Source organism: Streptomyces sp. NBRC 110035 (assembly GCF_000829695.1).
Lineage (GTDB): Bacteria > Actinomycetota > Actinomycetes > Streptomycetales > Streptomycetaceae > Streptomyces.
Genome location: NZ_BBNN01000015.1, coordinates 179,272 through 198,374, shown reverse-complemented (window position 1 = coordinate 198,374; position 19,103 = coordinate 179,272). Strand labels below are relative to the sequence as shown.

Annotated in this window: 19 protein-coding genes, 1 pseudogene and 1 riboswitch; of the genes and pseudogenes, 10 read left to right on the top strand and 10 right to left on the bottom strand. The window is 68.8% G+C overall.

The features are described 5' to 3' along the window. Positions 1-111: 111 nt before the first annotated feature. Complete coding sequence (locus tag TU30_RS00985; protein ID WP_042163266.1) at positions 112-972, top strand: hypothetical protein; 861 nt, start codon at positions 112-114, stop codon at positions 970-972. Positions 973-1,208: 236 nt separating this feature from the next. On the opposite strand, the gene TU30_RS00980 is transcribed toward TU30_RS00985, so the two are convergent. Both TU30_RS00980 and thiC read right to left on the bottom strand, forming a co-directional pair. Next, entirely contained in the window at positions 1,209-2,720 is a 1,512-nt protein-coding gene (locus TU30_RS00980; RefSeq protein ID WP_042163264.1) for a VWA domain-containing protein, read from the bottom strand. 98 nt (positions 2,721-2,818) lie between these two features. Next, positions 2,819-4,633, bottom strand: coding sequence for a phosphomethylpyrimidine synthase ThiC (gene thiC / locus TU30_RS00975; RefSeq protein WP_042163262.1), 1,815 nt, complete (start codon positions 4,631-4,633; stop codon positions 2,819-2,821). After that, a riboswitch (TPP riboswitch) is annotated at positions 4,626-4,816 on the bottom strand. It overlaps the preceding gene by 8 nt. A gap of 273 nt (positions 4,817-5,089) precedes the next feature. On the opposite strand from thiC, the gene TU30_RS00970 reads away from it, so the two are divergent. Next, a complete protein-coding gene (locus TU30_RS00970; RefSeq protein WP_078878057.1) occupies positions 5,090-6,622 on the top strand; it encodes a YibE/F family protein in 1,533 nt (510 codons plus the stop codon). Positions 6,623-6,757: 135 nt separating this feature from the next. Here TU30_RS00970 and TU30_RS00965 read toward each other — a convergent pair whose 3' ends face one another. From TU30_RS00965 to TU30_RS00950, 4 genes are all read right to left on the bottom strand, one after another. Next, entirely contained in the window at positions 6,758-7,192 is a 435-nt protein-coding gene (locus tag TU30_RS00965; protein ID WP_042163260.1) for an SsgA family sporulation/cell division regulator, read from the bottom strand. Positions 7,193-7,290: 98 nt separating this feature from the next. Continuing rightward, positions 7,291-8,004 (bottom strand): IclR family transcriptional regulator C-terminal domain-containing protein, encoded by a 714-nt coding sequence (locus TU30_RS00960; RefSeq protein WP_042163850.1) that lies wholly within the window; start codon positions 8,002-8,004, stop codon positions 7,291-7,293. A 314-nt stretch (positions 8,005-8,318) separates the two neighbouring features. Beyond that, positions 8,319-8,531 carry a DUF5326 family protein gene (locus TU30_RS00955; protein ID WP_042163258.1) on the bottom strand — a complete coding sequence of 71 codons (213 nt, stop codon included), beginning with the start codon at positions 8,529-8,531 and terminating at the stop codon, positions 8,319-8,321. A 149-nt stretch (positions 8,532-8,680) separates the two neighbouring features. Then, on the bottom strand, positions 8,681-8,998 hold the full coding sequence (locus TU30_RS00950) for a cupin domain-containing protein (RefSeq protein ID WP_042163256.1): 318 nt from the start codon (positions 8,996-8,998) through the stop codon (positions 8,681-8,683). A 59-nt stretch (positions 8,999-9,057) separates the two neighbouring features. Between TU30_RS00950 and TU30_RS00945 the strand changes: the two genes are divergently transcribed. From TU30_RS00945 to TU30_RS00920, 6 genes and pseudogenes are all read left to right on the top strand, one after another. Next, on the top strand, positions 9,058-9,435 hold the full coding sequence (locus tag TU30_RS00945) for a phage holin family protein (protein ID WP_042163254.1): 378 nt from the start codon (positions 9,058-9,060) through the stop codon (positions 9,433-9,435). 5 nt (positions 9,436-9,440) lie between these two features. Further along, a pseudogene (locus tag TU30_RS00940) lies at positions 9,441-9,933 on the top strand (low molecular weight protein-tyrosine-phosphatase). After that, on the top strand, positions 9,930-11,102 hold the full coding sequence (locus TU30_RS00935; RefSeq protein ID WP_042163253.1) for a cystathionine gamma-lyase: 1,173 nt from the start codon (positions 9,930-9,932) through the stop codon (positions 11,100-11,102). Before TU30_RS00940 ends, TU30_RS00935 begins: the two are co-directional and overlap by 4 nt. Positions 11,103-11,326: 224 nt before the next feature. Beyond that, positions 11,327-12,232 carry a LysR family transcriptional regulator gene (locus tag TU30_RS00930; RefSeq protein ID WP_042163250.1) on the top strand — a complete coding sequence of 302 codons (906 nt, stop codon included), beginning with the start codon at positions 11,327-11,329 and terminating at the stop codon, positions 12,230-12,232. A gap of 88 nt (positions 12,233-12,320) precedes the next feature. Beyond that, positions 12,321-12,803, top strand: a complete 483-nt coding sequence (locus tag TU30_RS00925; protein ID WP_042163247.1) for an NUDIX domain-containing protein — start codon at positions 12,321-12,323, stop codon at positions 12,801-12,803. 153 nt (positions 12,804-12,956) lie between these two features. After that, positions 12,957-13,829, top strand: coding sequence for a GNAT family N-acetyltransferase (locus TU30_RS00920; protein ID WP_042163245.1), 873 nt, complete (start codon positions 12,957-12,959; stop codon positions 13,827-13,829). A gap of 82 nt (positions 13,830-13,911) precedes the next feature. On the opposite strand, the gene TU30_RS00915 is transcribed toward TU30_RS00920, so the two are convergent. Both TU30_RS00915 and TU30_RS00910 read right to left on the bottom strand, forming a co-directional pair. Further along, positions 13,912-14,325 (bottom strand): heme-binding protein, encoded by a 414-nt coding sequence (locus tag TU30_RS00915; RefSeq protein WP_042163847.1) that lies wholly within the window; start codon positions 14,323-14,325, stop codon positions 13,912-13,914. Between the two features lie 159 nt (positions 14,326-14,484). Next, positions 14,485-15,693 carry an MFS transporter gene (locus TU30_RS00910; protein ID WP_042163243.1) on the bottom strand — a complete coding sequence of 403 codons (1,209 nt, stop codon included), beginning with the start codon at positions 15,691-15,693 and terminating at the stop codon, positions 14,485-14,487. A gap of 143 nt (positions 15,694-15,836) precedes the next feature. Between TU30_RS00910 and TU30_RS00905 the strand changes: the two genes are divergently transcribed. Beyond that, positions 15,837-16,301 (top strand): MarR family winged helix-turn-helix transcriptional regulator, encoded by a 465-nt coding sequence (locus tag TU30_RS00905; protein WP_042163242.1) that lies wholly within the window; start codon positions 15,837-15,839, stop codon positions 16,299-16,301. Positions 16,302-16,346: 45 nt separating this feature from the next. Then, complete coding sequence (locus tag TU30_RS00900; RefSeq protein ID WP_042163240.1) at positions 16,347-16,799, top strand: GNAT family N-acetyltransferase; 453 nt, start codon at positions 16,347-16,349, stop codon at positions 16,797-16,799. A 97-nt stretch (positions 16,800-16,896) separates the two neighbouring features. Here TU30_RS00900 and TU30_RS00895 read toward each other — a convergent pair whose 3' ends face one another. After that, positions 16,897-18,282, bottom strand: coding sequence for a serine hydrolase (locus TU30_RS00895; RefSeq protein WP_042163238.1), 1,386 nt, complete (start codon positions 18,280-18,282; stop codon positions 16,897-16,899). A gap of 91 nt (positions 18,283-18,373) precedes the next feature. After that, positions 18,374-19,099: a methyltransferase domain-containing protein gene (locus TU30_RS00890; RefSeq protein WP_234307724.1), complete on the bottom strand. Its 726-nt coding sequence runs from the start codon at positions 19,097-19,099 to the stop codon at positions 18,374-18,376. Between the last annotated feature and the right edge of the window lie 4 nt (positions 19,100-19,103).

Genomic DNA, 19,103 nt, shown 5'->3' with positions numbered 1-19,103 from the left:
ACGGCGCACCGTCGGCGCTCTACCATCGGCTTATCCGTAGCAGGCTCCCCTCCGTTTCTGCCCAACGGCTCGTCAGCATGCCGAGCCACAAGCCCTACGGAGCATCGGGGGATGCACATGAACAGCGTTCCGCAGCATCTGTTGACCGAGGACCGCCAGGATTACGTGCGGATTCTCGATGAGGTGCTGCGCTCCGCACCACAACGCCCGGAACTGACCACTGTCGGACAGCGGCTCACCTCCGAACAACTACGCACGATGGCGCTCAACGCCACCGCGATCATCACGGCGGCCGCGGCGACCGAGTACCAGCACTACACCAAGGTCCGCGAGGAACTGCGCCGGCCACCGGCGTCGTCCACCCCGTCCACGCGCACGTCCGAGCCGGAGCCGGGCACGGCGGGGATCGCCACGACCGTGGGAGAGGTCGCCGAGACCGTCGGCGCGGGTGCCGTAGCCGTCGTCGCCGTTCTGGCACCTGTTCTGGCCGGAACCGCGGCCGCGATATTCCTGCTGGTCGGTTACGTCCTGCGGATGCTCGACCCCGGCGCGGCCTTCGCCCGGACCATGCTCACCACGGGCTGGACATTCGGCGCCGTGACCGCGGTCGCCATCCTGGTCGCCGCGGTGGGCCTGCTGCTCACCGCACTGCGCAACAAGCCCTCGGCCCGAAGTGGGCCGCACGGCGAAGCCGACAAGGAGATGACTCTGGCCAGGGAAGCCTGGCACGAGGCACTGCTGGAACGGGGAATCGTCCCGTTCCTGCGGGACGCGCTCGCCGACCCGGGCACGGCGGCCGCACTGCACTGCGCGGCACCGGCCGAACCGGCCGGCCGTATCCCGCATCTCGGCTACGACCGGCCAGGGTTCACCAGCCCCGGCGGGGGTACGAACCGCGGCCGGCGGCCGAGCTACTCGAGTCCCGACTACACCAGCCCGGACTTCGGAGAGCCGGAGCACAAGCCGGAGTAGCCGTAACAAGCGAATAAGCCGGGCCCACCGGAGCCGGCCGAACCGGATGAGCCTGCCGAACCGGATGAGTCGGACAGCCGGATGAGCCTGCCGAACGGACCACGGTGTTCGGACGGCCGGGCCGTCGGCTTCCGCTCCCTCACCGGCGGATCCCGTTGCCGAGGCTCCGCGCCGAGGGACGTGAGCCGGGTGCCCAGCGCGCCGCCCTGCGCCCTTGCCGGCCCGGGCCGTGGCTGTCAGGAACGGAGAATGCCCGCCCGGCCGGCTGCGGTGATCCACTGGGGGAACTCGGACAGCAGGCGGTCGTACAACTCCGGGTCCGGCACGGTGCCGATGTCGTCGACGGCAAAGAACCCGACGTTGTCGACAAGGCGTCCGGGCAGCGTGTCGAACCGCTCCAGCACGCCGTAGTTCGCCCGGCCGAGGCCCACGAACTGCCAGAAGATCGGTTCCTCCACCGCTTCGCGGAGTTCCCGCTCGATCTCTGCGTTCCGGTAGACACCGCCGTCGGAGAAGAACAGCACGAGCGTCGGGGCCGCCGCGGGGCTGTGCCTGACGAACGAGCGGACCTCGGCGATGACCTTCTGCTCCTCGTTCTGGATGCCGACCTCCCGCATGTCGACCTGGCTCGGGTCCAGCCCTTTCTTCCGCCCGCGCCGGAAGAGACTCATCTCTCCCACCCGTACGTGCAGCCGAAGCCATTCGGGCAGCTCGCCCAGGAGCAGGTCCGGCAGCCGCGCCGGATTCGATGCGAACGTCCAGGCCTGCATCTCACCGTCGTCGTCCAGTTGCGCGGCGACCGCGGCCATACGTTCGACGACGTCCGCCACGACTCCCTTGGAGTACAGGAAGGACATGGAACCGGAGGCGTCCAGTACGAGGACGACGCGCGCGGTGACCCCGGCGGCCCCGTGCTGGCGCAGACTGACTGCCACCTGTTCCTTGCGCAATGACAGCCGCTTGCGCATGTCCACCGGCAACCGCTCCTCACCCTTGGCGAGCCGCGGAGCGGCCGAAGGAACGGCCGACAGCACGGAGGGCGGGGCAGAGGGCCCCGGGGCGGAGGCGGTGTGCGCGACCGAGGGCCGGGGTGGGAGCGGGGTGGCGGGTGCCGCAGGCGGGACCGGCGGCACCGCGGGCGCGGCAGGGGGTGTCGTAGCGCCGGGTACCGTGGTGGAGCCGTCAGCCGTCGTGGAGGCCGCTGCCGCCGGGGAAGGGTCTTCCACGGTGATACCGAAGTCGGTGGCCAGCCCGGCGAGCCCCGAGGCGTACCCCTGCCCCACCGCGCGGAACTTCCACTTTCCCTGGCGTCGGTACAGCTCGCCCCCGATGAACGCGGTCTCCGTCGCGGCCGCCATGTCGAACCGGGCGATCTCGGACCCCGCACCGGCGTCGAGCAGCCTGAGTACCAGTCCCGGCACCTGGCCGAACGTCCCGCCGTCGGACGATGCGCACAGTACGACCCGATCGACGCCCGGTTCCAGCAGGCTCAGGTCCACCTCGATCGTGTCGGTCGCGGCGCCGACGGCGTTCCGCTTCCCCAGGTGCGTCACGGCGTCGGAGGTGTGCCGCGGCTGGTTGTAGAAGACGAAGTCGCCGTCGTCCCGCACCCGCCCGGCCTCCGTGAGCAGCAGAGCCGACGCGTCGATGTCGGGCACACCGGCTCCGGCCGCCCAAGCGATCTCGACGTGCACCGCCTGGGCGTCGACGGGGAGGTTGGACCCTTTGCTCATTGATCTCGCTGTCATGGCATCCAGTCTGCCGACCCGTCCTTCCGGGAAGGGAGGGGCGGGCCCGAACGGCCCGCCCCCTCGTTCTTCCGGTCCGCTTGTTCGTTCGGTCCGTCTCAGTCCGTCAACGGCAGATACACGCGGTTGCCTGCCTCTGCGAACTCCTTCGACTTCCGCAGCATCCCCTCGGCGATCTCCTCGGCCGACGCCCCCTCCGTCGAGATCCCTCCGAACCGCTCCGTGATGCTCCGGCTGATCTTCATGGAGCAGAACTTCGGCCCGCACATCGAGCAGAAGTGCGCCGTCTTCGCGGGCTCCGCCGGAAGGGTCTCGTCGTGGAACTCGCGTGCCGTGTCCGGGTCGAGAGCCAGGTTGAACTGGTCCTCCCACCGGAACTCGAAGCGCGCGTCGGACAGGGCGTCGTCCCACTCCTGCGCCCCTGGATGCCCCTTGGCCAGGTCGGCCGCATGTGCGGCGATCTTGTAGGTGATGACGCCCGTCTTGACGTCGTCGCGGTCGGGCAGGCCCAGGTGCTCCTTGGGCGTGACGTAGCAGAGCATCGCCGTACCCCACCAGGCGATCATCGCCGCACCGATACCGGAGGTGATGTGGTCGTACGCGGGCGCGATGTCCGTCGTCAGCGGGCCGAGCGTATAGAACGGTGCTTCATCGCAGATCTCCTGCTGAAGTTCGATGTTCTCCTTGATCTTGTGCATCGGGACATGCCCCGGGCCCTCGATCATGGTCTGCACGTTCAAACGCCTGGCGACCCGGTTGAGTTCCCCGAGGGTGCGCAACTCCGCGAACTGGGCCTCGTCGTTGGCGTCGGCGATCGAGCCCGGCCGGAGACCGTCACCGAGCGAGTAGGTGACGTCGTACGCCGCGAGGATCTCGCAAAGTTCCTCGAAGTTCTCGTACAGGAACGACTCCTTGTGGTGTGCCAGGCACCATGCCGCCATGATCGAGCCGCCGCGCGAGACGATGCCCGTCTTGCGGTGGGCGGTGAGCGGCACATACGCCAGCCGTACGCCCGCGTGGACCGTCATGTAGTCCACGCCCTGTTCAGCCTGTTCGACGACCGTGTCCTTGTAGATCTCCCAGGTCAGCTCCTCGGCCCTGCCGTCGACCTTCTCCAGCGCCTGGTAAAGCGGCACTGTGCCGATGGGGACGGGAGAGTTGCGCAGCACCCACTCCCGGGTGGTGTGGATGTTGCGGCCGGTGGACAGGTCCATGACCGTGTCGGCACCCCATCGGGTCGCCCAGGTCATCTTCTCCACCTCTTCCTCGATGGAGGAGGTCACCGCGGAGTTGCCGATGTTGGCGTTGACCTTCACCAGGAACCGCTTACCGATGATCATCGGCTCGATCTCCGGGTGGTTGACATTGGCGGGCAGCACCGCACGGCCTGCCGCGATCTCCTCCCGCACGACCTCCGGCGAAACGTTTTCCCGGATGGCCACGTACTCCATCTCGGGCGTGATCTCGCCGCGGCGTGCGTACGCCAACTGTGTGACCGGCCCGCCCGGCCGGCCCCGGCGTGGCTGACGGGGCCGGCCGGGGAACACCGCGTCGAGATTGCGCAGCCCACCGCGCGGCGAGGTGTGCTTGATCCCGTCGTCCTCGGGACGGACCGGACGCCCCGCGTACTCCTCGGTGTCACCACGCGCAATGATCCAGTTCTCCCGCAGCGGGGCCAGCCCTCTGCGCACATCGGTGTCGACCAGGGGGTCGGTGTACGGGCCCGATGTGTCGTACAGCGTGACCGACTGCCCGTTGGTGAGGTGCACCTGACGGACCGGCACCCGCAGATCGGGGCGTGTGCCCTCGATGTACGCCTTGTGCCAGCCGATGGGCTTCCCGGCCTCCTCCCGCACCGACGCTTCCGTCGGATCCTGGGCGGAGGCAGGCGTGCGTGCATCCTTGTTGGTCATGAGACCTACTCCCTACGCCGGCATTACCCGGTAACAGGTTCAGCGGTCGACGCAGCGGCTTCCGTCCGTCGGCGTTCCGTGTGAAACATCACTCGGACAATGGTGATGTTTCATGTGAAACGCCCCTGGGACGAAGGTCAGCGTCCTCTCAGCCCGGTGCTCCGAGCTCCCGCGCGTACAAAAGGTGCCCCCACGCTAGCGGGAATTCTGGCGCGGTGAACAGAGGGCCCTCGTTGTTCTTGCGATGATCGGGCGGTGACCTCGACGCAACCTCCCCCGTACCCGCCGCCCGAACCACCCCGCGGCTCCGGAGCCCGAATCGGCGGCGACCGTGGCAGAGAGCCCACCCCCGACCACGGCCTGAACCATGGGGACGGTCAGAAAGACGGCCCCGGCTCCGGAGACTGGTTCGGGCATGGACACGGTTCCGGCGAGGCACCGGCGGCGCAGAGCCGCCTGCCCGGCAGGGGCCCGGGGCAAGGGCAAGGAGGGCAAGGAGGGCAAGGGCAGGGTCGTGCCCGCGGCCAGGATCGCGGTCCTGACCATGGCCACAGCCCGGACCCCGGTGGCGGGGGCCGCGGGCATGGCTCGAACTCCGGTGGCGGCCCCAACCCGGGCGGCGGGTACAGCGGTCCGCCTCCGGGCGACGGCGGACACCAGCACAGTCCGGGCTCCGATGGCGGGCACGGCCATGGGCACAGTCACAGCCACGGCCCGGCCGCCCCTGTCTCGAAGCACCTGCGCAAGGTCATCGCGGCAGTCCTCATCCCGTTCGGCGCTGCGGTGCTGATCGGTCTCGCGGTGCTGTGGCCGGGTGGCGCACCCGGCCACGAACGCACCGGCGTCGGCTTCGACCGGCAGACGCAGCAGGCCACGGTCACCAAGGTGGACGAGGTGAGCTGTTCGTCCGTCAACGCGTCCGGAGGCGTCCCGACCGGCGACACCTCGACGGCCGAGGGGTCCTCCGCACAGCAGCAGGCGGACGGCACGTGCAAGAAGGCGACGATCCGGGTCGACACCGGCGACGATGCAGGCCGCACCTTCACCGAGATCGTGCAGCCGGACCAGTCACGGCAGCTGAGCGAGGGGCAGGAGGTCGTGGTCGCCTACGAGCCCTCCGCGCCTGAGGACCTCCAGTACTCGGTCGCCGACGTGAACCGGCGCGTGCCGCTGGCCCTGCTCGCCGGCATCTTCGCGGTCGCCGTAGTGGCCGTCGGACGGCTGCGCGGTGTGATGGCGCTGATCGCACTGGCGGTCAGCTTCCTGGTGCTGAACTTCTTCATCCTGCCCGCGATCCTGCAGGGATCGAACCCCCTGGTCGTGGCGGTGGTGGGGGCGAGCGCCATCATGCTGCAAGCCCTGTATCTCTGTCACGGACTGTCGGCACGCACCTCCGTGGCAGTGCTCGGCACGCTGATCTCGTTGCTGCTGATCGGTGTTCTGGGCTCGGCCTTCATCAGCTGGGCAGCGCTGACCGGCGACACCGACGACAACACCGGGCTGATCCACGGCCTCTACCCCGACATCGACATGAGCGGCCTACTGCTGGCCGGCGTCATCATCGGATCGCTCGGTGTGCTCGACGACGTGACGGTCACACAGACGTCGGCCGTCTGGGAACTGCACGAGGCCAACCCGTCGATGGGCCGGCGCGGGCTGTACCGCGCAGGCATCCGCATCGGCCGCGACCACATCGCGTCCGTCGTCAACACCCTGGTCCTCGCCTACGCGGGCGCCGCGCTGCCCTTGCTGCTGCTGTTCTCCATCGCACAGAGCAGTGTGGGGACCGTCGCCAACAGCGAGCTGGTGGCGGAGGAGATCGTGCGTACGCTGATCGGATCGATCGGTCTGGTCGCCTCGGTGCCGGTCACCACGGCGCTGGCCGCCCTGGTGGTCTCGGCCGACCGTCCGACGGCACAGGCGGCCGAAGAGGGCGTCCGGGCGGCTCCGGCACGCGGCGGGGGGCGGGGCAGGCGCCGCAAGCGCTGATCTGCTGCGCCGGATCACGCCGTCGGCTCGTGACCGCCCCCGGCCCCTCCCTCGACGACCCGCCTTCCGACAGTCGGCCACCGGTCACCCACTACGGGCCGGCCAGTCCGCAGCGGGGACCGGTGGCAGAACGCTTCACCCGGCGCTCTGCTCCGCCAGAATGCGGTCCAGCGCGTCGTCGAGATGGGCGTCGAAGTCGGCGAGCGCCCCCTCCTGGCCCAGCGGCACCAATTTGTCGGTGCGGTCGAGGAAGGCCACGAGCGGCGCCGTCGACGAGCGAAACAGCGCGTGGTCGCCGCCGACCTGAAGCCGGATCAGTACCTCGCCCAGGGCGTCGGGATCGACCGGTGATACGCGTACGTCGCCCTCGCCACATGGTCTGCCCACGCCGTCGATCAGCAACTCCCGGCCGAACGCCCAGGTCACCGGCGCGTCACCGGGAAGATGGAAGGTCAGCCGTACGGCGTAGGGATCACAGGTGTCGTAGCGGAGTTCCACCGGGATACGGAAGGACAGCTCCTCCGACACGAGAAAACTCATCATGACCTCTGCCTGCACGGACTCGCGCATCGCCTACCCCGTCATTCGCTACGGACCGGCCGGGAATGGACTCCTGACACTAGGTGAATCTTGCTCAACGTACACGTCGAATCACAAGGAGTGAGTTTTCAGATACTGATAGAGAGTGCCAATGGGCCCAGCAGACGACCCACTTCCGTCTGCAACTGCTGGGCGGCAGGGTGCAGCCGGTGAACCTGGTGCGCCGGCAGAGAGACGGCGACCGTCGCGGCCGTGGCACCGGCTGTGATGGGGACGGCCGCGCACACCGTGCCCAGCGCGTACTCCTGACGCGCGAACACCGGCTCCATACGACGCGTCCGCTCCAGGCGCCGGAGCAGGCTGTGCCCGTCGCGCACGGTGTACGGCGTGACGGGCTGCACGGGATAGCGGTCGAGGTGGTCCCGGCGGGCGGCCACGTCGAGCTGGGAGAGCAGGCACTGTCCGATGGCATGCGCATGACCGGTCGCCCGGAAGTCGGCCCGTTCCTGGACCGCGGGATGACCCGGGGTGTCGGAGACGCACACCAAATCGATCTCGCCCTCGCGGTACACCGCGTAGTAGACGGGAGCCCCGATTGCGTCACGCCAGCGCGCGAGCGCGTCGACAACCGTGCGGCGACGTTTCTGCGGGGCTCCGGTGCCGGTCAGTCGCTCGGCCGCGTCGCCGAGGAAGAACAGCCCCTTGTCACGGCGCAGATAGCCCTCATGCACCAGGGTGCGCAGCAGGTGGTAGGCCGTGGGAAGCGCCAGCCCCGTCTCGCGGGCCAGCTGTTTGGCCGGGGCCCCGTACTCGTGTCCTGCCACGGACTCCAGCAGACGCATCGCGCGCTGCACCGAGCCGATCAGGGTCGCGGTGGGAGCCGGCTCGGACGCCGCCCGCACGCGGGGCTGGCAGGGAACGGCGGACAGGTGTGCGGGGACGGTGGCAGCCGTGGCCAAGGGTCACTCCCGAAGCGAGGGGGCAGCCCGTGCGGGGGAACACGGGTGGGGGTGTACGCCGCTCGCGGGGATCGCCCCCGCATGGCTTTCCGGACTCTAACCCTCTGTCACCGCAGACAGACGGTCCGTCCGGGAAACTTCCCCCGCCCGAGGGAACCGGCGTCGGCTGTTACCGCTTCACCGACTCCCCCTGAGGCTCACCAGTCGCCGCGCGACGTCGAACTCGACGTGAACTTCCGCACCACGTAGATGAGTCCGCCGACCAGGGCTACGAAGACCAGCACCTTGAAGAGCAGTCCGATCACGAAGCCGACCACGCTGGCTATCAGGCCGCCGAACACGACCAGGGCGATGACGGGCACCGCGATCCACTTCACCCACCACGGCAGTCCCATGAAGATCTCTCGCATCGCCTTCGTCCTTACCTGCTCCGCCCGTCTCATACCGGGCCACGTGAATGATGTCCTGCACTCGATGCTAGGGCGGCAGGAGCCCTGCCGGGGGCCTCGGATCCCTTGTCCTCCCCTGAGCGGTCCCCTAGGGAACCCGAGACCGCCGCTCAGCTCTCGGGCGGAGAGAACACCACCAGGACCCTCAGGTCCTCACTGATGTGATGGAACTTGTGCGCGACCCCGGCCGGCACGTACACGACGCTGCCACGGGCCACCTGCGTGGTCTCCATGCCGACGGTGATCGCCGCCCTGCCGCTGACGACGAAGTACACCTCGTCCTGGCCGTGCGGCTGCTGCGGATCCTGCCCGCCCGCGTCCAGGGCGTACAGACCGACCGACATGTTCCGCTCCCGCAGGAACTGGAGGTAGGCGCCCTCGTTGGCGGCGCGTTCGGCCTCCAGTTCGTCCAGCCGAAATGCCTTCATAGCCTTGTCCGCCCCTGCCTCACTGCTCATGCCCGGTCCTGTCTGCCACGATCAGACACATGAAGAATTTCGTAGTCAAGACGATCGCCAACGCCGCGGCCCTCGCGGTCGCGGTATGGCTGATCGACAAGATCACCCTGTCCGGCGACAGCACGGGCAAGGAGATCGGTACCCTCATACTCGTCGCGTTGATCTTCGGCGTGGTGAACTTCCTGGTCAAGCCACTCGTGCAGTTCCTCAGTCTCCCGCTGCTCATCCTGACGCTCGGGCTGTTCACACTGGTGGTGAACGCTCTGATGCTGATGCTCACTTCCTGGCTCGCCGACGTGGTCGACCTGAGCTTCCATGTGGAGGGCTTCTGGACGGCCGTGCTGGGCGGTCTGGTCATCTCGGTCGTCTCCTGGGCCCTGAACGTCGTCCTGCCCGACGGAGACTGAGCAGCATGGCCTACCGCGTCTGTTTCGTCTGCACCGGCAACATCTGCCGATCCCCGATGGCCGAATCCGTCTTCCGCTCGCGCATCGTCGAGGCGGGCCTCGACGGCGCGGTCGAGACCGACAGCGCCGGCACCGACGGCTGGCACGCGGGTGACGGCGCCGACCCCCGAGCGGTTGCCGTCCCTGAGGAGAACGGCTACGCCGGCGACCACACCGCCCGGCGGTTCGACCCGTCCTGGTTCGGCCGCCTCGATCTGGTCATCGCCCTCGACACAGGCCATCTCAGGACCCTGCGCCGCCTGGCCCCCACCCAGCGGGACGCGGACAAGGTGCGCCTGCTGCCGCTCGTACGACCCCGGAGCGGGCGGCGATCCAGACGTGCCCGACCCTTACTACGGGGAGACGGACGACTTCTCCACATGTCTTGAGATGGTGGAGGCGGCGAGCGACGGGCTGCTCTCCTCGATACGTGAGCAAGCGGAAGGACGGGCGGCATGAGCGATCCGACAAAGGACAGCGGCCACGGGGCGGGTGCGGGGGAGGCATCTCCCGGTGACGGCACGCGCGCGGTGCGGGCCGGGCTGCCCGAGCCGGTCAAGCACGAGCCGACCCTGCCCGGCCCCGTCTTCGCCGCCCACTTCCACCTGCCCGGCGACCCCACCGGCCCCTACACCTACGGCAGGGACGAGAACCCGACCTGGACGCTGCTGGAGCGGGCCATCGGGGAACTGGAGGCACCGGGACAGGACGACGTCGAAACCCTGGTGTTCCCCTCGGGCATGGCCGCGATCTCCTCGGTGCTCTTCTCCCAGCTCCACACCGGGGACGTTGCCGTCCTGCCGAACGACGGCTATCAGGCACTGCCTCTGGTACGCGCCCAGCTGGAGGCGTACGGCATCGAGGTGCGCACCGCACCGACCGGCGGCGACGCCCAACTCGATCTCCTCGACGGCGCGAGGCTGCTGTGGATCGAGACTCCGTCCAACCCCGGGCTCGACGTGTGCGACGTGCGACGGCTCGCCGAGGCGGCACACGCACGCGGTGCGCTGGTCGCCGTCGACAACACCCTCGCGACACCGCTCGGCCAGCGCCCCCTGGAGCTCGGTGCCGACTTCACCGTGGCCAGCGGTACCAAGCAGCTCACCGGGCACGGCGACATCCTGCTGGGATACGTCGCCGGCCGCGACGCCGGGGCGATGGCCTCGGTACGCCGCTGGCGCAAGATCGCCGGTGCCATTGCCGGGCCCATGGAGGCCTGGCTCGCACACCGTTCGATCGCCACGCTCCAGTTGCGGGTCGACCGGCAGAACGCCACGGCGCTGATGCTGGCCCAGGCGCTGCGGGAACGGCCCGAGGTGACAGGGCTGCGCTATCCGGGGCTGCCTGACGACCCCTCGCACAAGATCGCCTCGCAGCAGATGCGGCGCTACGGATGCGTGGTGTCCTTCACACTGCCCTCACGCGCGCGTGCGGACCGGTTCCTCGACGGGCTGCGGCTCGTGGACGACGCGACGAGCTTCGGCGGTGTGCGGTCCACAGCCGAACGAAGGGGTCGTTGGGGCGGGGACGCGGTGCCGGAGGGTTTCGTCCGCTTGTCCGTCGGTGCCGAGGACCCTGCCGATCTGGTGGCGGACGTACTGCACGCACTCGACGAGTCGGCCGACTGACCGGCCCGGCCGGGTGGAACACCAAAAACCCGGCTCGGACGACGGACGGTCCGAGTCTCCCCCCTCGTGGCTCGGACCGTCCCGGTTCTGCGCGTGCGAAGAACCGTGTGACCAAGGCTAGTTGACTCTGCGTCAGTGTCCAATCACTGTAGCGACGGTCACCTATCGACATATTTATAGTTGTGCCGAATCGGCAGCGAGGCCGACAAACGGGAGGGCGTGCTGTGGATCTGGCCTTGCTGCGGACCTTCGTGACCGTGCACCGAGCCGGGTCCTTCACCCGTGCCGCCGCCCTGCTCGGCCTCTCCCAGCCGGCCGTGACCTCACAGATCCGGACCCTGGAGCGGCAGCTGGGGCGGCCGTTATTCCTGCGGCAGGCCCGTGGCGTGACACCCACGACCATCGGGGACGAGCTCGCCCACAAGGCCGCACCCCATCTCGACGCCCTGGCGGAGATCACCGAAACCGGTCTCGACGAGGACTCCTCCTCGCGGACGCTGCATCTGGCGGGGCCCTTGGAGTTCACGTCCGAGCGGGCGGTGCCCGTGCTCACCGCGCTGTCCCGCGGGGACGGCCAGAGCCTCACCCTGCGCGCATCCTTCGGAACCGCCGAGGAGACGCTGGAGGGGCTGGCCGCCGGACGACACGATCTGGTCATCAGTACGGTCCGGCCACGCGGCGCACTGCTCTCGGCGACTCCGCTCTGCGACGAGGAACACGTCCTCGTCGCCGCGCCCCGGTGGGCCGAGCGGATCGGCTCCGACAAGGTTTACCCCACAGGGGTATCCTCTCTGGAACAGATCCCGGTGATCGAGGTGCATGAGTCGCTCCCCCTCGTCTCCCGTTACTGGGCCTCCGTCTTCGACTCCCGGCCCGCCACCGCGGGCACTGTCGTCGTCCCGGATCTACGCGCGGTGCTGGCCTGCGCAGTCGCGGGGGCCGGGCTGGCCGTGCTGCCCCGGTATCTGTGCACAGCCGCACTCGAACGGGGGGAGGTGACCGCCCTGCACGAGCCCGCGGTGCCGCCGTTGCGTACGTACTTCCTGGTCGCCCGGAACGGCACCCTGGCCATGCCACATGTCGCACGCGCCCATGAGGCACTGCAGCAGGCGGCCACCGACTGGTGCTGACCCCCCGGCCGTGCGGCCCACGGCCGGAAATCCGACCGGTGATGTCCCGTGATGTTTCACGTGGAACGAGCTGGGCCAGATTTCCTCCATGACCGTCCGACCCGTGGTCAAGCGCACCGCTCGAGCCGTTCTGCTGGACGACGGCCACCTGATTCTGATCAAGCGCACCAAGCCCGGCGTGGATTCCTACTGGGTCACCCCGGGCGGTGGTGTAGAGCCTGAGGACTCGACCGTCGTCGATGCTCTCCACCGAGAGGTGTACGAGGAGCTCGGCGCCAAGATCAGCGATGTGGTGCCCTGTTTCGTCGACACGGTGGAGCACACCGGCGCGGACGGCGGTGCCACCGGCGTGAAAGTGCAGCACTTCTTCGTCTGCCACCTCGACTCCATGGACCCCTCGTTGCGGCACGGCCCGGAGGTCGACGAGCCCGCCGGTGAGTACCAGATCGTCCGCGTGCCGTTCACTCGCGTGGGCATCGCTTCCGTCCACCTCGTCCCACTGTCACTGCGGCACTATCTGGACGGCAACATCGAGGGTGTGCGTGCCCTGCACGCTCCCGACCTGGGCTGACCCTGTGGCAAGTTCGTTCGTTTCGGGCGTTTCACGTGAAACATCCTCTACCGGCGACCACATCCCCGCATCGGCCTCGGTGTGACCGAAAGATCGCATCGATCTTCGGAAACAAGTGGACGTCGACAGCCGACGTCGGACAGCCTGACCTGCGTGCCGACACCTCCCCCTGTTTCTCTGCCCATCCGCCGCCTGACACTCCGCGATCTCTCGGCCTGCGCCGACTTGTCCGAGGACCGGGGGTGGTCGCGCGAGGAGCACAAGTGGGGTTTCCTCCTCTCCGCCGGGAAGGGCTACGGCATCGACGACCCCGACGGCGGGCTGGTATCCGCCTGCGTCGTCACCGAGTACGGACCCCAGGAACAGCCCACACTCGGTGCCATCGGCATGCTCCTGGTCGCGGAACGGCATGCCCGGCAGGGTGTAGGACGCCGTCTGATGCGCCACGTGGTCTCGACGATGGGCTCCACGCCACTGACACTGCACGCGACGTCGCACGGCCTCCCGCTCTACGAGGAGCTCGGTTTCAAGGTCACCGGCCGAGTGGAGATGCTCCACGGGCACTTCGTCCCGGGCTCGGGTGAACCGGAGACCGAGGTCTCCACCCGCACCGCAACCGCCAGGGACCTGCCCGCCCTCCTCCAGCTCGACGAGGGCGTGTTCGGAGCGGACCGCACACACATCGTCACCCGGCTGCCCGCATTCGCCGACCAGCTGCGTGTGGCCGAGGAGGAAGGCCGGATCGTCGGCTACGCCGCTGCGTGGCCTCACATGGACACTCATGTCGTGGGCCCTCTGATCGCCCGCGACACCCTCGTGGCCAAGGCGCTCATCGCTTCACTCGCCGCCCATACCGACCGGTCGCTGCGCACCGACATCGACGTGCGGCACGAAGAGTTGCTTACCTGGGCGAAGGCACGCGGTCTGGCATCCGGCACCTTCAGCGCGGTGATGACGTACGGGAGCACGGACCTGCCCGGCGACTGGACCAGGCGGTTCGCCCCTGTGACAGTCGCGGCCGGCTGAGGCAGTCCGGCCACGACGACGCCGGTTCCCGCAGGTGCCGGGAACCGGCGCAGAACCGGCGTACGTGCCTGGGGCCCGCTGTTCAGGCAAGAGCGTCCACTGCGGCCGTGGCGAAGGAGTGATCCTGCTCCGGCGTGCCGCCGCCGACGCCGATCGCGCCGATCGGACGGCCGCCACGCTGGACGGGCACGCCCCCCGGGATGAACAGCAACGGCCGGTCCAGTGCGATGGGCAGGGTGTGGAAGAGTTCCCCGGGCTGTACGGCGTCGACGAGGTGGGCTGTGGGCGCGTTCAGTTGAAGAGCGGTGTACGCCTTGCGGGTGCTGGTCTCGCCGGAGATCAGCACGGCGCGGTCGTCCCGCCGGAAGGCGAGCAGATGCCCGCCCGCGTCCAGGACGGTCACGCTGACTGCGGCCCCGGCGGCCTGCTGTGCGGCCGTGACGAGGGGTTCGGCGCCGGCGGTGGTGAGCAGGGCGACAGCGGTGCTGGTGTTCACGAACAGGTACTCCTCGTGTGCAGGGGTGGTGGTGCTTGAAGCGGTGAGGTCCGTAAGGAAAGTGGTGCCGGGGGTGGAGGCGGTACCGACCGTGGCGGCAAAGGGGTCCACCGGAGGGTGCGGAGGTGGCCCCGGCCTCTGTGCCCACAGGTGTCGCGGTCAGTGGGGAACCGCGGTCCGCCGCTCGGTAGGCGCCTGGCCGACCGTCACGGCGCCCAAGGCCTTGCCTCGACGGTCGAGGGCGGCGGAGACGAAGGCCAGCACCAGGGCGCTCGCGGCAAGAACGGCACCGACCCAGTTGGGCGCGGTGTAACCGAGACCGGCCGCGATCGCCAGACCACCGAGCCAAGCGGACAGGGCGTTGCCGAGATTGAAGGCACCGATGTTCACGGCCGAGGCCAGCGTGGGGGCGCCGTGGGCCTGGTCGAGAACACGCTTCTGCAGAGGCGGAACGGTGGCGAAGCCCAAGCCGCCGATCAGGACGATCGTGACGGCCGCCAGGGCCTTGTGGTGCGCGGTCAGGGTGAAGAGCGCGAGAACGACGGCGAGAGCGCCCAGGGACACGTACAGCAAGGGCATCAGGGCGCGGTCCGCGTACCTGCCGCCCACGAGGTTGCCCCCGACCATGCCGAGACCGAAGAGGACCAGCAGCCAGGTGACCGATCCGTCCGCGAAGCCGGCGACCTGCGTCATCATCGGCGCGATGTAGGTGATGGCGGCGAAGACACCGCCGAATCCCAGGACGGTCATCGCCATGGCGAGCAGTACCTGGACGTTCTTGAAGGCAGCCAGTTCGTGACGCAGCCGTACGCCCTCGAGCGTGGGAAGGTCGGGAACGAGCCCGGCGATACCGGCCAGTCCGATGACGCCGAGCGCGGCGACGAGCCCGAACGTGATCCGCCAGCCGACCGACTGGCCGATGAGAGTGCCCAGGGGGACACCGACGACATTGGCCACGGTCAGTCCGGTGAACATCAGGGCGATGGCTCCGGCCTTCTTGTGCGGGGCTACCAGACCGGCCGCGACCACCGAGCCGATCCCGAAGAAGGCGCCATGAGCGAGAGAGGCGATCACCCTCCCGAGCAGCATGACACCGAAGACCGGGGCCAGGGCCGACAGCAGGTTCCCGGCGATGAACAGACCCATCAGCAGCATCAGCATCCGCTTGCGGGAGATCTTGGTGCCGAGCACGGTCATCAGCGGGGCACCGAGCACGACGCCCAGGGCGTAGCCGGTCACCAGATGGCCGGCCGTGGGGACGGAGACCCCGAAGTCGCCGGCGACCTCGGGCAGCAAGCCCATGATCACGAACTCGGTCGTTCCGATCCCGAAGGCCCCGATCGCGAGGGCCAGAAGCGCGAGAGGCATGAGGAGACAGCCCTTCCCTAAAGATTGCAACATCGCTTTGCGGGCTCAAACAATAATTGCAAGCGCGGGATAAATGCAAGCGCTGTCTATTTCGATGTTGCTCTATCCTGGTTCCAGAAGCTCCCGAACGGAGGGAAACACCCATGACAGCCACGGACCCCGCACTCACCGCCCTTGCGCAGGGCTGGTGCGCGCTCTCCCTGCTGCACGGGAGAATCGAGGCCCACATCGAGCGAGCCCTCCAGACCCGGCACGATCTGAGCGTGCGGGAATACTCCCTGCTCGACGTGTTGAGCCGACAGCACGACGGCGACGGGGGACATCTGCAGATGAAACAGGTGGCAGACGCGGTCGTACTCAGTCAGAGCGCGACCACTCGCCTGGTCACCCGGCTCGAGGACCGTGGCCTGCTGGAACGCTACCTCTGCCCTACGGACCGGCGTGGCATCTACACCAACGTCACACCCACCGGCCTCGCCCTCCTCGAGGAGGCGCGGCCGACCAACGACTCCGCATTGCGCGAGGCACTCGACGTGGCGGCGGAGAACCCCGACCTGGCCCCGCTGGTCCGCACGGTGGAGACACTGAAGGCGTCCGTGCCGGCATGAGCCGGCCGCGCCGGAGCGTACCGGCTGCCTGCGTAAGGTGCCGCCATGGAAGATCTTGAGATACGCGCCGCGGTCGCCGATGACATCCCCGCGATCGTCGGCATGCTCGCGGACGACGCTCTGGGGGCGCGGCGCGAGTCTCCGGACGACCTCGCTCCGTATCTGGCCGCACTGAAGCGACTCAGCGCCGATCCGAACCAGCACCTGGTCGTCGCAGTCCGCAAGAACCGCGCGGTCGGCACACTCCAGCTCACGATCGTTCCCGGGCTGTCCCGGCGCGGCTCCACAAGATCGATCATCGAGGGCGTCCGTATTCACGCCGACGAGCGCGGCAGCGGTCTGGGAGCCCGACTCATCAAGTGGGCCATCGCCGAATCCCGCCGCCAGGGATGCCAATGGGTACAGCTGACCTCCGACAACACCCGTACCGATGCCCACCGCTTCTACGAACGGCTCGGCTTCTCGGCTTCCCACGTGGGCTTCAAGCTGGCGCTGTAAGGACAATCCGCAGTGGCTGTTTCACGTGAAACAGCCACAGGCCCCAGAGGTTCCAAGCCCTCTGAACCCCTGGGCAGGCCGGGTGGGCAACCGGGCCTTAGCCGATCCCTCGCCACCCCTCGGAGTCCACCCCGCCGGGCACGGAAGCCTCTTCCCCGTACGGCTGACGGCCGAACACGAAGGACCCCAGGTCAAGGTGGCCCACCGATCCGTCCGGCCGCCGTACAGGCTTCAGAAGCTCTCCGGCGTAATAGCCCTCCAGCCCGGTCCAGGTTCCGTCGCCATTCGAGCGGAAGCGGGCACGACGGCCCGTACTGGACAGCGGCTCCAACGACAGCAGTCCGTCGGCCGACAGACGCAGGGCGAAGCCCTGCGTCCCCCAGTACCACTGACCCACCAGCGCCAGCACCGTGGAATCAGTCTCCCGCAACGGCCGCCAGGGAGCTGGGATACGCGGTTCCGCCTCGGCGACGATTCGAACGAGATCGGCGACGACCGGAAACAGCAGCGGCCCCGACGTGCAGTTGGCCAGGACCACCGCGGCCACGTCGTCCTCCACTCCGATCGCCAGACAGGCGAGGAAGCCCGGCAGGGATCCGGTGTGCCCGACAAGAGCCCGCCCGTCCCGGTGACGCAACTCCAGTCCCAGGCCGTAGGCATAGCCGCTCGCCACGTCCGTCGCCTCCGCAGGCGCCGCGGGCCTCCTCATCTCCCGCAAGGACTCGGCACTCAGCACGCGTTCGTCCCCGTTGGCCAGGAAGGCCGCAAAGCGCGCCAAGTCACCTGTGGTGGACCAGAGCTGTCCTGCCGGCGCCATCCGCCCGAGGTCCTCGGCAGGCTCGCGCAGCATCACGTCGGCCCACGGATGCACGGCCCAGCCATCCGCATGCGGCGCCTGCGGACGCACACCTGTCCGACACAGGCTCAGGGGCTCGAGAACGTCACGCCGGAGTACCTCCTCCCACGAGGCACCGCGCAGCTTCTCCACCAGCGCGCCGAGCAGCGCGTATCCGGGGTTCGAGTAGTGAAACCGTCGGCCGACCGGATGCACCAGAGGCCGCTCGCCCAGGACATCGGCCAGGTCGGGCCGCAGTGCACCGGGGGTGCGCTCCCACCATGGCCCCGGCGTCTCGGCCGCCAGACCGCCCGAGTGCGAGAGCAGTTCGGCAAGGGTCGCCTCCCCCACGCCCGTACCCGGCAGATACTTCTCCAGCGGGTCCCCGAGGTCGATCGCTCCCTCGTCGCGCAGCTGGAGAACGAGAACGGCGGTGAACGTCTTGGTGATGGAGCCGATCCGGTACTGCACGTCCTCGTCCGGCGCATGTCCCTCCACCGATGACCGCGCCCCCGTCCACACGGCCTGGCCGCTCCGTACCACGGTCGCGACGAGCGACGGAGCACGCCCCTCCGCCTGGGCGACGGCGATCCGGTGCAGCAACGCCCGACGTGTACCGGCCAGCAGTTCTTCCTGATGAGTCGTCATGCCCTCAGTTCACCAGATGCGGTTTCCGCCCGAACGAAGCCGACGGCCTGGGTGCCGGAGCGTTTGTCGCCGCGTCCGTCCTGGGCGCTCGTCAGCGGGAGCAGATCACGCTGACGAGCGCGAAGGAAGCGAAGAAGGTCCCCTCGGAAAGAGAGGCGAACCAGCGACGGCCACGTTCCTCGCCGATGTGACCGTCCTGAATGGCCTGTTGCGTGTTGCGGCCCAGGCCCAGAGTCCGGTCCGCGTCCTGGAAGTCGAGGAAGACCGGTGTCGTGACGGTCACCGCCTCAACGGTGAAACCGGCTTGCTCGGCGTGGCGGGCGAGGCTGCGGCCGATGGTGGCGTGCCGGACCACTTCCGAGGTGGTGTAGCGCGTGAAGGCGCGGCTTGTGTCGAGATCCTCCGCGTCGACGATCAATGTGTCCCAGTCGGGTTCGGCGAGACCGACCCGCGCACCTGGCCGGGTGACCAGGTGGAGCTGTGCCAGGACATCGGTGGGCTCGGCGACATGCATGAGAACCCGGTCTGTCTTGGCCCGGTCCACTGCCCCCGGTGCGACGGGCAGGGAGTGGGCGTCCCCCTTCCGGATCTCCACTGCCGACAGGTCACTCGTGCGCCGGCGCGCCTCGGTGAGCATGGCCGGGTCACGGTCGACTCCGATCACCGTGCCGCTGACACCCACGCGTTCGGCCAGTGCCGGCAGGTCGGTACCCGGGCCGCAGCCCACGTCGAGTGCCGTCTGCCCCGCCTGTACGTCCAGCCGGTCCATCAGCTCCCGCTTGTAGCCGCGGCCGGCGCCGGCTGCCGCTCGCAGCATGTAG